Source organism: Streptomyces sp. MUM 203J (genome assembly GCF_022414595.1).
Classification (GTDB): Bacteria; Actinomycetota; Actinomycetes; order Streptomycetales; family Streptomycetaceae; genus Streptomyces.
The window spans coordinates 50,125-63,918 of record NZ_JADWYO010000010.1; the positions used below are offsets into that span (position 1 = coordinate 50,125).

The following is a 13,794-nucleotide window of genomic DNA, read 5'->3' on the forward strand; positions in this document are numbered from 1 at the left end:
GTCGCCTCAGGCGCGCGGTGCGCGGTGCCAGGGCCCGGTGATCGCCAGCAGCAGACCGGGCTTCTGGATGTTCGCGTACAGGGTCCTGCCGTCGGGCGAGAAGACGACTCCGGCGAACTCGGAGTCATTCAGGTCGTTGCGGGCGATCGGGTAGGTGCGTCCGCTGTCCGTCGCGCCGAACAGGTGCTGTACGCCCTCGCCGTCCTCGGCGAGGACGAGCCCGCCGTACGGGGACACGGTGATGTTGTCGGGCCCGTCGAAGGCGCCGTCCCGTTCGGGGTCCCGGTTGACGCCGAGCAGCACCTTGAGGGTGAGGGTGCGGCGCCTCGGGTCGTAGAACCAGACCTGCCCGTCGTGCGGAGCGCCGGGGCTCTCGTCACGGGCGTACGAGGAGACGATGTACGCCCCGCCGTCGGCCCACCACATGCCCTCCAGCTTCCGGGCGCGGGTGATCTCGCCGTCTCCGAACTGCTCCCGTACGGCGACGGCGACGGCGTCCCGGTCGGGGACGTCGACCCAGTCGACGCCGTACACGATGCCGATCCGGGTGGCGCGGGACAGGTCGTCGACGTACCGGCCGCCGGAGTCGAAGCAGCGGGGTGCCTGGAGGACCCCGGCGTCGTCGGCCAGGGTGCGCAGCCTGCCGCGGCCGTGGCGGAAGCCCTGCGGGGGGACCCAGCGGTAGAAGAGTCCGTTGGGCCGGGAGTCGTCCTCGGTGAGGTAGGCGTGGCCGCGCTTCGGGTCGATGACGACGGCCTCGTGGTCGAACCGCCCGAACGCCTTGACGGGCTTCGGGTGCCGGTTGGCCCGACGGTCGTACGGGTCGACCTCGAACACGTACCCGTGGTCCTTGGTCATCCCGTTCTCACCGGCCCGGTCGGAGTTCTCCTCACAGGTGAGCCAGGTGCCCCACGGGGTGGATCCGCCGGCGCAGTTGGTGGACGTCCCCGCGATCCCGACCCACTCCGCGGTGCGCCCGTCGCGCTGGACCTCGACGACGGTGCAGCCCCCGGAGGCGGCCGGGTCGTACACCAGCCCCTCGCTGAGCGGCACGGGGTGGTCCCAGCCGGCCCGAGGGCCCTTCAGCTCATGGTTGTTGACGAGCAGGGTCACCCCCCGGGGCCCGGGAAACGCGGCCGTGCCGTCGTGCCTCCCCGGCGTGAACTCACCGCTCTCCAGCCGGGTGACCCCGCTGTGGGTGAGCACCCGGTACGAGAACCCGGCGGGCAGGGCCAGCAGGCCCTCGGGGTCGTCGACGAGCGGTCCGTACCCGCAGCGCGCGGCGGCGTCCTGCGGGGCGGCGACGGCGCCGGGCGCGGTGGCCAGCGCCCCCACGCTCCCGGTCAGCGCCAGCCCACCCCCGACGACGGCGGACTGCCTGGCGAACTCTCTTCGGTTGAGCGGCATCCCACGGCTCCCTACTGGCCCGGCATTGCCCCGACACGCTCCCGCCCCCGACTGAACAGCCGTTGAACAGCACACGTCAACACCGGGACCCGTACTTGGCCGATACCACCGGTTCCGCCGCGGGTGCCTCCGCGCCGTGACCCGCACCGCCGACCTGCCGCCCGGCTCGGGCACGTGCATCACGGCGGTGCCCGCGCCCCGCCCGACGCGGGGCACCCCGCAGGCCCCGGCTCGCGGGCCGGGTCGCGTCCGGGCGGAGCACGCCCGGGCCGCGAGGACCGGCGCGCCCTCCGCCGGCTCCCGGCTCCCGGCTCCCGGCCGCACTCGGTCAGGGGGCGCATCCGCACCGGCGGAGCCTTCGCCGACACCCGCGCCGTCGGGCATCCGCAGGCACCGGCCACCGGGGGTGAGAGCGCACCGGTCCCGGACGCGGCACGGCCCGCCTGCCAGTCCCTATCCGCGGGACCGGGCCTTGAAGGCCGCCTTGCGGGCCTCCTTGGCCAGGCCCTTGTCCCGGTGCAGCCGCCCCACCGCCTCCAGCACCTCCGCCGTCGCCGGATGCGACACCCGCCACGCCTGCTCGAAGAACCCGCTGTGCCGCCCCGTCAACCCCTCGATGAGGTCCTGGAGTTCACTCAGATCCCCGTCCGCCGCCAGCTGCGCGGCGATCGTGTCGACGGCCAGCCAGAACACCATCTCCTCCGGCGGCACCGGCACATCCGCCGCGCCCTGCTCGGCCAGCCACACCCGGGCCAGCCCGCCCAGCTCCGGGTCGTCCAGCACCTCCCGTACCGCGGGCTCCGCGGCCGGCCCGGCCAGCGCGAGGGCCTGCTGGCAGTGCAGCCGCCGCAGCGGGGACTCCTCGTCGGTCCCCTTCGCCGCGGCCAGCAGCTCCCGCGCCGCCTCCGACGGCTCCCGCACGGCCAGCCACGCCTCGGTCTCGGCCCGCGCGGCCGCCTGCGGGAACCGCCCCGCCGCGGTGAGCAGCGCCCGTGCGTCCCGCCCGGCCAGCTCGCCCACCACGGGCGCGTCGACCCCGGCCTCCAGCAGCCGGCTGCGGATGCCGTACAGCCCGAGCGGCGTCAGCCGCACCATCCCGTACCGGGAGACGTCCTCGTCGTCCCCGACCGGCTCCGCCGCACCGCCCGCGTCCTCGTCGTCGACCAGCAGGGATTCGTCCACCGGCCGGTACTCGACGACTCCCATCGGCTCCAGCAGCCGGAACTGGTCGTCGAGGCGCATCATGACCTCCGACACCTGCTCCAGGACCGCGTCCGTGGGCTCCCCCATGTCCTCGGGCACGACGACCGACGCGGCGAGCGCGGGCAGCGGCACGGGCGTGTCGTCGACGCCGCCCTCCCCGACGGTGAGCAGGTACAGGTTGCCGAGGACGCTGTCGAGGAACTCGGCCTCGGCCTCGGGGTCCCAGTCCAGCGCCGACAGGTCGAGCTCGCCGTCCTCGCCCACGAGCGCGTCGATGTCGTCCACCACGGGCGTGGCCGCGTCGGCACACACGGTCTCCAGCCCGTCCAGCCACAGCGCGAGCACGTCCTGCGGGGCGCCCCCGGTCACCAGCGGCAGCAGGTCCCCGGGCTCCGCGGCGCCCTCGTCGCCGGTGCCATCCCCGGCGCCCTCGGCCTCCTCGGGGTCATGGACCGTCACCAGTCCCGTGTCGACGGCGACCCGCCACGCCTCGCTCGCGTAGGCCTCGCCGTCCTCGTCCGTTTCGAGGCCCAGCTCCCGCGCCGCGTCCGGCAGCTGCTCGTCGACGAGTTCGCCGCCCGCTCCTACCCGGGTCCCGGGCCCGGCCCACCGGGCGAGCCGCACGGCCCGCGACATGAGCGGCGCGGCGAGCGCGTCCCGGGCCAGTTCGGCCTCCGAGGGGAGCCGCACCGGCGGCAGGGTCGGGCGGTCTTCGGACATCAGGGTCTCTCTCCTCGGAAACATGAGCCAAGCGGCCCCCAGCGTAGACGCAATCGGGGGCATCTCCGGCGGTTCATCTGCCTGTCAGGCCCATTACACCGGGAAACCCTTGACAAGTTGGGCTCCCGCTTAAGAGATTGACGCGCGTAGAGCGGCCACCCATCGGTTTCAGCCACTCAACACCTCACCTCCCACCACCTCTTGGAGCTCACCCATGGCTTCCTCCCTGCCGAGAACCGCAGCCGTCTCGGCCGTCGTCGCCTCCGCGCTGGCCGCCGGCCTGCTCGCCGGAGCGTCCACCTCCGCCGCCGAGACCGGCGGCGACACGGCGTACGGCGCGGCGACCACCCGCATTCACGACATCCAGGGCGTCACACGGATATCCCCGCTCGTCGGCCGTCAGGTCACGGACGTCCCCGGCATCGTCACGGGCGTGCGGACCTACGGTTCGAAGGGTTTCTGGTTCCAGGACGCGGAGGGGGACGGCGACGCGGCCACCAGCGAGGGCCTGTTCGTCTACACAGGCTCGGCCCCGACCGTCTCGGCCGGGGACGCCGTCACGGTCTCCGGGCGGATCACCGAGTACGTCCCGGGCGGCCTCAACTCCGGCAACCAGTCCCTGACCCAGATCTCCAAGCCGACGGTGACCGTCGTCTCCTCGGGCAACGACGTCCCCGCGCCGGTCGTCATCACCGACAGCGACGTCCCCGCCGCGTACACGCCCGAGGGTGACCCGGCGGACGGCGGCTCCGTCAACAAGCTGCCCCTCCAGCCGTCCTCGTACGCCCTGGACTACTACGAGTCCCTGGAGGGCATGAACACCCGTATCGGTGACGTGCGGATCGTCGGCCCCAGCACCAGGTACGCCGAGCTGTGGGTCACCGTGAAGCCGGGCGAGAACCCCACCCCGCGCGGCGGCACCGTCTACGGCGCGTACGACGCCCAGAACGGCGGGCGCCTGAAGGTCCAGTCGCTGATCCCGCTCAAGGAGGAGCCGTTCCCGGCCGCGAACGTCGGTGACATGCTGACCGGCGGCGCCGAGGGCCCTCTGGACTTCAACCAGTACGGCGGCTACACCCTGGTCTCCCGCACCTCACTGACCGTCGAGGACCGGGGCCTGCGGCCGGAGCGGACGCGCCGCCAGCACTGGAAGGAGCTGGCGGTCGCCACGTACAACGTGGAGAACCTCGATCCGGGCGACCCGCAGGAACAGTTCGACGCGCTCGCGAAGGGCATCGTCGACAACCTCGCCTCGCCCGACATCGTCGCCCTGGAGGAGATCCAGGACAACAGCGGGCCGACGAAGGACGGCACGGTCGCCGCCGACGAGACGCTGAAGAAGTTCACGGACGCGATCGTCGCAGCCGGCGGCCCGGCCTACGAGTGGCGGGGTATCGACCCGGAGGACCTCAAGGACGGCGGCCAGCCCGGCGGCAACATCCGCCAGGTGTTCCTCTTCAACCCCGAGCGCGTGGCGTTCTTCGACCGCAAGGGCGGCGACGCGACGACGGCGACCGGTGTCGTGAAGCGGTACGGCAAGGCGTCCCTGACCCTGTCTCCCGGCCGCATCGACCCGGCGAACGCCGCCTGGGAGAACAGCCGCAAGCCGCTGGCCGGGGAGTTCTACTTCCGCGGCAAGCCGGTCATCGTCATCGCCAACCACTTCGGCTCGAAGGGCGGTGACGAGTCGATCGTCTCGCACCGCCAGCCGCCGAATCGTTCCTCCGAGGTGGAGCGCCACCAGCAGGCGAAGACCGTCAACAGCTTCGTGAAGGACATCCTGGCCGTCCAGAAGAACGCGAAGGTCGTCGTCCTCGGCGACATCAACGACTTCGAGTTCTCCGACACGACCCGCCTCCTCACGGACGGCGGTGTGCTGCACCCGGCGATCACCTCGCTCCCGGCCGCCGAGCGCTACTCGTACGTGTACCAGGGCAACAGCCAGGTGCTGGACCAGATCCTGACCAGCCCGGGGATCCGCCGCTTCGAGTACGACAGCGTGCACATCAACGCGGAGTTCGCGGACCAGCACAGCGACCACGACCCGCAGATCCTGCGCTTCCGCCCGTAACCCTCACGGGCCGGACGGACGCTGCACGCCCGGGCTGAGACTCAGCGCGGGCGTGTAGCGCCGCACGGTGCCGCTCACCAGCCCGGGGTACGGCCGGACCCGGCGCCCCCACGGAGTGTCCGCCCCGGTTCCGCTCCCGGGCACGGCCTCCGCGTCCCTGTGGGCGTGGGCGCTCTCCCACTCTGCGTAGTGGAGGGCCCTGGTCCCGTCCAGGCTGACGAGGAAGTGGCCGGAGAGGACTCCCGGACACTGCTCCCGGTCGCCGCCCAGCGCCTCGGACAAGGCGTCCGCCCAGGCCCGCTGCCGCGCCGGGCCGGGCCCGTCGAACTCGACGTCCACGATGACGACACCGCCCGGTACGCGCGCGTCCTCCGCACCCCGGGCGCCGCCGCGGTACAACTCGTACACGGCGAACGTGGCCCGGTCGATGCCGGGGACGGCCGCGTCGATCTCGGCGTTCCGCGCGGCCCGCTCGGTGCGGACCATCTCGTGGTAGTCCTCCTCCGAGCGCCACTGCGAGTAGTGCAGGAGCGTGTCCCCGTCCTCGCCGGTGAGGACGCTGTACGAGAGCAGTCCGGCGACCGGCCAGTCCCGGGCCTCCCAGGTGCGGGCGATGGCGTCGACCGCCGCCTGCTGGCGCTCGGGGGTCCCCACCCGCCAGGTCGTGACGATGACGATGCCCGCGTCGGAAACGGTCGGGCCGGGGCGGGAGCAGGGGTGCGGGGATACGGACATGGGGTCCTCCTCGACGGGTCGCGCCCGGCCGCAAACCCATGGTCCGGCCGGGCACGTTCCATCGTTGGACCTCAAGTTAACTTGAGGTCAAGTCACCGCCCGCGCCTTCCCCTCCAGGCACCCCGGCCCCCGACGGAACGGCTCCGCGCGGCCTGCCGCAGCGCCCCGACGGCGACGGCCGCCGCGCCCAGGGCGACGCCCACGGTGGCGGCCGTGGCGCGGACGATCCGCTTCCGGCGCCCCCGGGCGACGTGCGAGCGCCAGTCCGCCTTCGCCACGAGCTGATCCAGGGTGTTCGCCAGTTCCTGCCGTTTGGCCACCGCGTCCAGGCGCAGTTCGTCGGCCCGTGTCAGCCGTGTCATCGGTGGACCCCCTCCTTGATCGCGTCGAGGTCCGCGCGCACCCCGCCAAGAGCCCGTTCCGGCACCGGAGGCACCGCCCGCCGCACCTGGGCGCGCCCGACCAGCGCCATGAGGCCCGCGACGAGGAACAGCGCGCCGGTCACGATCAGGGCGGCGGCCCACACCTCCAGCGCCAGCGCGATGAGCGCCACGGCGGTTCCGGCGAGGGCGATGAGGCCGACATGCGCGACGACACCGGCCCCTCCGAGCAGGCCGCCGCCGACCCCGGCGCGCCTCCCTTTCTCCGCGAGCTCGGCCCGCGCGGCCCGCACCTCGAGCCTGACCAGGTCGGACATCTGCTCCGAGGCCCGCCTGACCAGCTCGCCGACCGAGGGTTCTCCGTCTACGGCCACAGCCGACCACCTTCCTTGTCCACATCGCATGAGGGGTGCCCGGGTACCCCCGTGTCACCCGTCCATGCGGGACGGCACCGGGACGGTTCAGCGTGGCTTCACGATCCGGCGAAGCAGATCTAAGTAGACCTACGGCAATCCCGCCTGAAGACTGCGGACATGACGTACAGCCACAGCACCGGCACCGCGAACCGCCTCCTGCCGCCCTTCGGCCGCGTCCTGTGCGCGATGGTCACCCCGTTCACCCCTGCGGGTGAGTCCCTGGACCTGGACCGGGCCGCGAATCTCGCGACGGACCTGCTCGCGGGCGGCTGCGACGGGCTCGTCCTGAACGGCACCACCGGGGAGTCCCCGACGACCACCGACGCCGAGAAGAGCACCCTGATCCGGGCGGTCAGGGAGGCGGTCGGCGGCTCGGCCGTCCTGGTCGCCGGGGTCGGCACGGCCGACACCGCGCACACCGTGGCGCTGGCCCGGCAGGCGGAGGAGTCGGGCGCCGACGGACTCCTGGTCGTCCCGCCGTACTACAGCCGCCCGCCGCAGACCTCCGTGGAGGCGCACTTCCGCCGGGTGGCGGACGCGACGGGTCTGCCGCTCGCCGTGTACGACATCCCCGGCCGTACCGGCACCCGGGTCGAGCCGCAGACCATGCTGAGGCTGGCCGAGCACCCGCGGATCGTCGCGGTGAAGGACTGCGCGTACGACCTGCTGGGCTCCACCAAGGTCATCGGCCGCACCTCGCTCGCCTACTACTCGGGCGCCGAGGAGATGAACCTGCCGCTGTACGCGGTGGGCGGCGCGGGCTGCATCAGCACGGCCGCGAACGTGGCGCCGGGCGCGGTGCGGGCGGTGCTGGACGCGTTCGACGCGGGGGACACGGAGGAGGCTGCCCGGCTGAACCGGCGGCTGCTCCCGCTGGTCGAGCTGATGATGGCCGCGGGCCTGCCGGGCACGGTCACCGCCAAGGCCCTGCTGGACGCGGGCCCGGTACGGGAACCGCTGCAGCCCGCCGGCCGGGAGACGGCCGACGGGCTGCGCCGGGCGTACGAGGAGCTGACGGCCCTCAGTCCGCGATGAGGTTCCGCCCCAGGACGGCGACATGCTCCAGCACGTCCTCCATGGGGTCGTCGATCTGTCCGGCGTTGATCAGGCCCACCCGGGGCCCGTTGTGCGACTGCCGGTTGTCCTCGTCGGCCGACGCGGCTCCGCACGGGAGTGCCGCCAGCGCGACCGCCCCCGCGCAGACCGCGACCATCCTGCCGGTCCTCGTGCCCACTTCTCACCTCACCGTTTCATGTGACCCTGCGTCGGTCTGCTCATCGGCCCGGCGGGGCCGCGGGTCACGCGGGGTCACACGAACGATGACGGGCGGGCCGGTCAGTTGTGGCTGTGCAGGATGTCGTTCAGGCCGCCCCAGACGGCGTTGTTCGGGCGGGCCTCGACGGTGCCGGTGACCGAGTTGCGGCGGAAGAGGATGTTCGAGGCGCCGGACAGCTCGCGGGCCTTGACGACCTGGCCGTCGGGCATCGTCACGCGCGTCCCGGCCGTCACGTACAGACCGGCCTCGACCACGCACTCGTCGCCGAGCGCGATGCCGACGCCCGCCTCGGCACCGACCAGGCAGCGCTCCCCGACAGAGATGATCACGTTGCCGCCGCCGGACAGGGTGCCCATGGTGGAGGCGCCGCCGCCGATGTCGGAGCCGTCGCCGATGACGACACCCGCGGAGATCCGGCCCTCGACCATGGAGGTGCCGAGGGTGCCCGCGTTGAAGTTGACGAAGCCCTCGTGCATGACGGTCGTGCCGGAGGCGAGGTGCGCGCCGAGCCGGACGCGGTCGGCGTCCGCGATGCGCACGCCCTTGGGCGCCACGTAGTCCGTCATGCGCGGGAACTTGTCGACACTGGTGACCTGGAGGTGCAGTCCCTCGGCCCGGGCGTTGAGCCGGACCCTCTCCAGATCGTCCACGGCGACCGGGCCGAGGCTGGTCCAGGCGACGTTGGCGAGCAGGCCGAAGATCCCGTCCAGGTTCTGGCCGTGCGGCTTCACCAGCCGGTGGCTCAGCAGGTGCAGGCGCAGGTAGGCGTCGTGCGCGTCGAGCGGCTTGTCGTCGAGCGAGGCGGCCACGGTGCGGACGGCGACGACCTCGACGCCGCGGCGGGCGTCGACGCCGAGGGCCTTCGCGGCGCCGTCACCGAGGGCCTTGACGGCCTCGTCCGGGGTGAGGCGCTCGGTTCCGGCCGGCCCGGGCTGCTCGACCAGCTCGGGGGCGGGGAACCAGGTGTCGAGAACGGTGCCGTCACCGGCGATGGTGGCGAGGCCGACGGCGACGGCTCCGGTGGTGCGGGGTGCATCAGTCATGACACCGAACCTAACCGGCGGGCCCGGCCGGGGGCGAACCGGTCTCAGGTGCCGGTCGCGCAGCCCGCGCGGCCCGGCACCCCTGACTCCCCCGTGAACCGCCCCCACCGGCCCGTCCCGCAGCACACTCCCGGCCCCACACTCTGACGGCACCGGTCTCCCGCCCGTCCGGCCCGCGCCGCCCGGCCTCCGCCCCGCCCACCCTGGCGACCGCCCCGCTCTGCGGCCCGAACCGCTCATGTCTCCCCCCGCTCGCAACTCACGCCTCCTGCGCCTTCCCGGCCACCCCTTCCGGTCCTCACGCCCGTACCGCCCACGCCTGCGCCGTCCGCCCCCCGACGGGCACAGCCCACGCCTCACCGGCCCGCGTCGCCCCCGCCCACCCGTCCCGGACCGTTCCCGGTTAACGTGTCCCGGTCAATCCGGGCATCGAACACAGGAGCGCATACCGATGACAGCCCCACCGCCGCCACCTCCCGGCCCTCCGGGCGCCCCGGGCCCCTACAGCCCGTACGGCCCCGGTTACGGGGGCGGCTGGGCCCCGTTCGCACCGCCGAAACCGGGGGTGATCCCGCTGGGCCCGCTGGGCGTGGGCGACATCCTGGGTGGCGCGTTCAGCACGCTCGGCCGGGCGTGGAAGGCACTGCTGGGCCTCTCGGCGGCGGTGTTCGGCATCGTGGCGGTGCTGGCCGGCGTGCTGGTCTTCATCGCCTTCACCAGCATGGCGGAGATGTTCGAGCGGACGTCGTCGCCCGCCTTCGGGTCGAGGACGACGATCGTGGAGGACGTCACGCCGCTGGCGGTCGTCGGCCTCGTCTCGCTCTGGGTGCTCGCGGTGCTCGCGTTCTTCCTCGCCTACGCCCTGATCACGGCGGCGGGCCCGGTGGCCCTGCGTTCCGCGGTGGTGGGGCAACAGGTCACGTTCGGCATGCTGTGGCGGCAGACCTGGGCCCGCGTGGGGGCGGTGGTCGGCACGATCCTGCTGACGTACCTGATCGCCCTGGTGCCTACGGGGGGCCTGGCCTTCCTGGGCTTGTTCCTCATCTTCGGAGCCCTTTCCGCGGCGTCCACCGGTTCCGGTTTCGAACCGCCTCTCTGGGGCATCCCCGTCGGCCTGCTCGGCGGCCTGGCGGTGTTCGTGCTGGCCGTCTGGATCTGGGTGAAGTTCATCCTGGCCCCGTCGGCCGTGGTGATGGAGGGCCTGGGGCCGGTCCAGGCCATGCGCCGCTCCTCACAGCTGGTGAGGGGCTCCTGGTGGCGGGTGTTCGGGATCTCGCTGCTCGGCGGGGTGATCGCGTCGGTCATGGCCTGGCTGATCCAGATGGCCTTCCAGCTCGTCGGCGTCCTGCCGGCCGCCGCGCTGTCGGGTTCCGGTTCGGACGCGCAGGTCCCGGCGATCGCCGTGATGGTGGTCGTGTCCGCGCTGGGCGTGCTGCTGTCGCAGGTCGTGTCGTCGGTGTATCCGTCCCTGGTGAACGGCCTGATCTACGTCGACCGTCGTATCCGGACGGAGAACCTGGCGGCGTCCCTGGCCGAAGCGGCGGGCGTCCCGCCGCACCCGCAGCCGTACCCCTACGGCCAGCCCCCGGCTCCGCCCTACGGGCAACCGCCGATGGGCTGACAGCACACGCGCCGCGCACGCGGAAACGGCCGTGCCCGCCGGGGAGCTTCCCCAGGCGGGCACGGCCGTTCGCGTACGACCAGCGGTCAGACGTTGAAGCCCAGCGCGCGCAGCTGCTCGCGGCCGTCGTCCGTGATCTTGTCCGGGCCCCACGGCGGCATCCAGACCCAGTTGATCTTCAGTTCGTTGACGATGCCGTCGGTCGCGGACTTCGCCTGGTCCTCGATGACGTCGGTCAGCGGACAGGCCGCCGAGGTGAGCGTCATGTCCAGAGTCGCGACGTTGGAGTCGTCGATGTGGATGCCGTAGATGAGGCCGAGGTTGACGACGTCGATGCCCAGCTCGGGGTCGACGACGTCGTACAGCGCCTCGCGGACCTCGTCCTCGGTGGCGGGCTTCATCTCCGCGGCGGGGGTGGGGTTGTCACTCATGCCGTCTTCTCCTCGCCCAGTGCCTGGGCCGTCGCGTCCTTCCACGCCATCCAGCTCAGCAGCGCGCACTTCACCCGGGCCGGGTACTTGGAGACCCCGGCGAACGCGACCGCGTCCTCCAGCAGGTCCTCCATCGCGTCGTCCGGTTCGATGCGGCCCTTGGACTGCATCAGCTCCAGGAACGTCCCCTGGATCTTCCGTGCCTCGTCCAGATCCTTGCCGACGAGCAGGTCGTTCAGCACGGAGGCGGAGGCCTGGCTGATGGAGCAGCCCTGGCCCTCGTACGAGACGTCCGCGATGCGCGTGCCGTCGTACTTCACTCGGAGCGTGATCTCGTCACCACAGGTCGGGTTGACGTGGTGTACCTCGGCGTCACCGTCACGCAAGCCCCGCCCGTGCGGGTGCTTGTAGTGGTCCAGGATGACGTCCTGGTACATCGAATCAAGCTTCACGCCTTGGTCAGCCCCTTATCCGAAGAAGTTGCGGACGTGCTCCAGGCCGTCCACCAGGGCGTCGACCTCGGCCGGCGTGGAGTACAGATAGAACGACGCCCGCGTGGTCGCAGGAATTCCGTACCGCAGGCAGACGGGCCGTGCGCAGTGGTGGCCGACCCGGACCGCGATGCCCTGCTCGTCGAGCACCTGACCCACGTCGTGGGGGTGGATGTCGCCGAGCGTGAAGGAGATCGCGGCGCCCCGGTCCTCGGCCGTGGCCGGGCCGATGATCCGCAGGTCGGGGACTTTCTGGAGGCGCTGGATCGCGTACTCGGTGAGCGCGTGCTCATGCGCGGCGATCTTGTCCATGCCGATCGAGTTCAGGTAGTCCACCGCCGCGCCGAGGCCCACGGCCTGGGCGATCGGCGGCGTACCGGCCTCGAACTTGTGCGGCGCGGGCGCGTAGGTGGAGGAGTGCATCGAGACGGTCTCGATCATCTCGCCGCCGCCGAGGAACGGCGGCAGGTCCTCCAGCAGCCCCGCGCGGCCCCACAGCACGCCGATGCCGGTCGGGCCGCACATCTTGTGGCCGGTGAAGGCCACGAAGTCGGCCTGGAGCGCCTGGACGTCCAGGGCCATGTGCGGGGCCGCCTGCGAGGCGTCGATCAGGACGAGCGCGCCGACCTCCTGGGCGCGGCGCACGATCTCCTCGACCGGGTTGAGGGTGCCGAGGATGTTGGAGACCAGCACGAAGGAGACGATCTTCGTCTTCGGCGTGATGATCTCGTCGATCCGGGAGAGGTCGAGGCGGCCGTCGTCGGTCAGCCCGAACCACTTCAGCTTCGCGCCGGTGCGCTGCGCGAGCAGCTGCCACGGGACGATGTTGGAGTGGTGCTCCATCTCCGTGATGACGATCTCGGTGTCGGAGTCCACCCGGTAGGGCTCGTCGGCCCAGCCGAGCATGTTGGCCACGAGGTTCAGCGACTCGGAGGCGTTCTTGGTGAAGATCACCTCGTCGCGGCTGGGCGCGTTGATGAACGCGGCGACCTTGTCGCGGGCGCCCTCGTACAGCTCCGTGGCCTCCTCGGCCAGGACGTGCACCCCACGGTGGACGTTGGCGTTGTGCTGCTCGTAGTACTCGCTGAGCACGTCCAGAACCTGGCGCGGCGTCTGCGAGGTGGCGGCGTTGTCCAGGTAGACGAGCTTCTTGCCGTCGTGGAGGACGCGGTCCAGGATCGGGAAGTCCTTGCGGATCGCCTCTGTGTCGAGGAGGCCCGGAAGCTGTGTCACTCGGATGCGCCGCCCTTCGTGTACGCCTCGTAGCCCTCGTTCTCCAGCTTGTCGGCCAGCTCGGGCCCGCCGGACTCGACGATGCGGCCACCGGCGAAGACGTGGACGTGGTCCGGCTTGATGTAACGGAGGATACGCGTGTAGTGGGTGATGAGCAGGGTGCCGACCTCGCCGGTCTCGCGGACCCGGTTGACGCCCTCGGAGACGATGCGCAGGGCGTCGACGTCGAGGCCGGAGTCGGTCTCGTCGAGGATCGCGACCTTCGGCTTGAGCAGCTCCAGCTGGAGGATCTCGTGGCGCTTCTTCTCACCGCCGGAGAAGCCCTCGTTGACGTTGCGCTCCGCGAAGGAGGGGTCCATGTTGAGGCGCTCCATGGCCTCCTTGACCTCCTTGACCCAGGTACGGAGCTTGGGGGCCTCGCCGCGGACGGCGGTGGCGGAGGTGCGCAGGAAGTTGGAGACGGAGACGCCGGGGACCTCGACCGGGTACTGCATGGCGAGGAAGACGCCTGCGCGGGCCCGCTCGTCGACGGACATCTCCAGGACGTCCTCGCCGTCGAGGGTGACGGTGCCGCCGGTGACCGTGTACTTGGGGTGGCCGGCGAGGGAGTAGGCGAGGGTCGACTTGCCGGAGCCGTTGGGGCCCATGATGGCGTGGGTCTCGCCCTGCCGGACGGTGAGGTCGACGCCCTTCAGGATCTCCTTCGTGGTGTTGTCGGCCTCGACGGAGACGTGCAGGTCGCGGATTTCAAGCGTTGCCATGGGTGA

14 protein-coding genes are annotated in these 13,794 nt (G+C 72.0%); 3 read left to right on the forward strand and 11 right to left on the reverse strand.

Annotated elements, in window-relative coordinates:
* Positions 1-6 precede the first annotated feature (6 nt).
* Positions 7-1,407 (reverse strand): alkaline phosphatase PhoX, encoded by a 1,401-nt coding sequence (locus I3F58_RS08505; protein WP_240107656.1) that lies wholly within the window; start codon positions 1,405-1,407, stop codon positions 7-9.
* A 453-nt stretch (positions 1,408-1,860) separates the two neighbouring features.
* The gene (locus I3F58_RS08510) at positions 1,861-3,330 is read right to left on the reverse strand and encodes a hypothetical protein (RefSeq protein ID WP_240107657.1); all 1,470 of its coding nucleotides are present in this window, start codon (positions 3,328-3,330) and stop codon (positions 1,861-1,863) included.
* Positions 3,331-3,544: 214 nt separating this feature from the next.
* On the opposite strand from I3F58_RS08510, the gene I3F58_RS08515 reads away from it, so the two are divergent.
* On the forward strand, positions 3,545-5,401 hold the full coding sequence (locus I3F58_RS08515; RefSeq protein WP_240107658.1) for an endonuclease/exonuclease/phosphatase family protein: 1,857 nt from the start codon (positions 3,545-3,547) through the stop codon (positions 5,399-5,401).
* A gap of 3 nt (positions 5,402-5,404) precedes the next feature.
* Here I3F58_RS08515 and I3F58_RS08520 read toward each other — a convergent pair whose 3' ends face one another.
* From I3F58_RS08520 to I3F58_RS08530, 3 genes are all read right to left on the reverse strand, one after another.
* A complete protein-coding gene (locus I3F58_RS08520) occupies positions 5,405-6,136 on the reverse strand; it encodes an antibiotic biosynthesis monooxygenase (RefSeq protein ID WP_240107659.1) in 732 nt (243 codons plus the stop codon).
* Positions 6,137-6,228: 92 nt separating this feature from the next.
* Positions 6,229-6,498: a hypothetical protein gene (locus I3F58_RS08525; protein ID WP_240107660.1), complete on the reverse strand. Its 270-nt coding sequence runs from the start codon at positions 6,496-6,498 to the stop codon at positions 6,229-6,231.
* Entirely contained in the window at positions 6,495-6,890 is a 396-nt protein-coding gene (locus I3F58_RS08530) for a phage holin family protein (RefSeq protein WP_308354969.1), read from the reverse strand. The genes I3F58_RS08525 and I3F58_RS08530 overlap by 4 nt, the downstream gene beginning before the upstream one ends.
* A gap of 159 nt (positions 6,891-7,049) precedes the next feature.
* Here I3F58_RS08530 and dapA point away from each other — a divergent pair, with 159 nt between their 5' ends.
* Positions 7,050-7,967, forward strand: a complete 918-nt coding sequence (gene dapA, locus I3F58_RS08535) for a 4-hydroxy-tetrahydrodipicolinate synthase (RefSeq protein WP_240107661.1) — start codon at positions 7,050-7,052, stop codon at positions 7,965-7,967.
* On the opposite strand, the gene I3F58_RS08540 is transcribed toward dapA, so the two are convergent.
* Together I3F58_RS08540 and dapD are read right to left on the reverse strand one after the other, a co-directional pair.
* Positions 7,954-8,145 (reverse strand): hypothetical protein, encoded by a 192-nt coding sequence (locus I3F58_RS08540; RefSeq protein WP_240107718.1) that lies wholly within the window; start codon positions 8,143-8,145, stop codon positions 7,954-7,956. The two genes, dapA and I3F58_RS08540, sit on opposite strands and share 14 nt — an antisense overlap.
* Positions 8,146-8,267: 122 nt before the next feature.
* Positions 8,268-9,251, reverse strand: a complete 984-nt coding sequence (gene dapD, locus I3F58_RS08545) for a 2,3,4,5-tetrahydropyridine-2,6-dicarboxylate N-succinyltransferase (protein ID WP_240107662.1) — start codon at positions 9,249-9,251, stop codon at positions 8,268-8,270.
* Positions 9,252-9,702: 451 nt separating this feature from the next.
* Here dapD and I3F58_RS08550 point away from each other — a divergent pair, with 451 nt between their 5' ends.
* Positions 9,703-10,872 carry a hypothetical protein gene (locus I3F58_RS08550; RefSeq protein ID WP_240107663.1) on the forward strand — a complete coding sequence of 390 codons (1,170 nt, stop codon included), beginning with the start codon at positions 9,703-9,705 and terminating at the stop codon, positions 10,870-10,872.
* Positions 10,873-10,958: 86 nt separating this feature from the next.
* Here I3F58_RS08550 and I3F58_RS08555 read toward each other — a convergent pair whose 3' ends face one another.
* From I3F58_RS08555 to sufC, 4 genes are read right to left on the reverse strand one after another with little or no spacing between them, the layout of a single operon-like run.
* The gene (locus I3F58_RS08555; RefSeq protein ID WP_240107664.1) at positions 10,959-11,303 is read right to left on the reverse strand and encodes a metal-sulfur cluster assembly factor; all 345 of its coding nucleotides are present in this window, start codon (positions 11,301-11,303) and stop codon (positions 10,959-10,961) included.
* On the reverse strand, positions 11,300-11,755 hold the full coding sequence (gene sufU / locus I3F58_RS08560) for a Fe-S cluster assembly sulfur transfer protein SufU (RefSeq protein WP_240107665.1): 456 nt from the start codon (positions 11,753-11,755) through the stop codon (positions 11,300-11,302). The genes I3F58_RS08555 and sufU overlap by 4 nt, the downstream gene beginning before the upstream one ends.
* 15 nt (positions 11,756-11,770) lie before the next feature.
* Complete coding sequence (locus tag I3F58_RS08565; RefSeq protein ID WP_240107666.1) at positions 11,771-13,027, reverse strand: cysteine desulfurase; 1,257 nt, start codon at positions 13,025-13,027, stop codon at positions 11,771-11,773.
* Positions 13,024-13,788 (reverse strand): Fe-S cluster assembly ATPase SufC, encoded by a 765-nt coding sequence (gene sufC, locus I3F58_RS08570; protein ID WP_240107667.1) that lies wholly within the window; start codon positions 13,786-13,788, stop codon positions 13,024-13,026. Before sufC ends, I3F58_RS08565 begins: the two co-directional genes overlap by 4 nt.
* Positions 13,789-13,794: the final 6 nt, after the last annotated feature.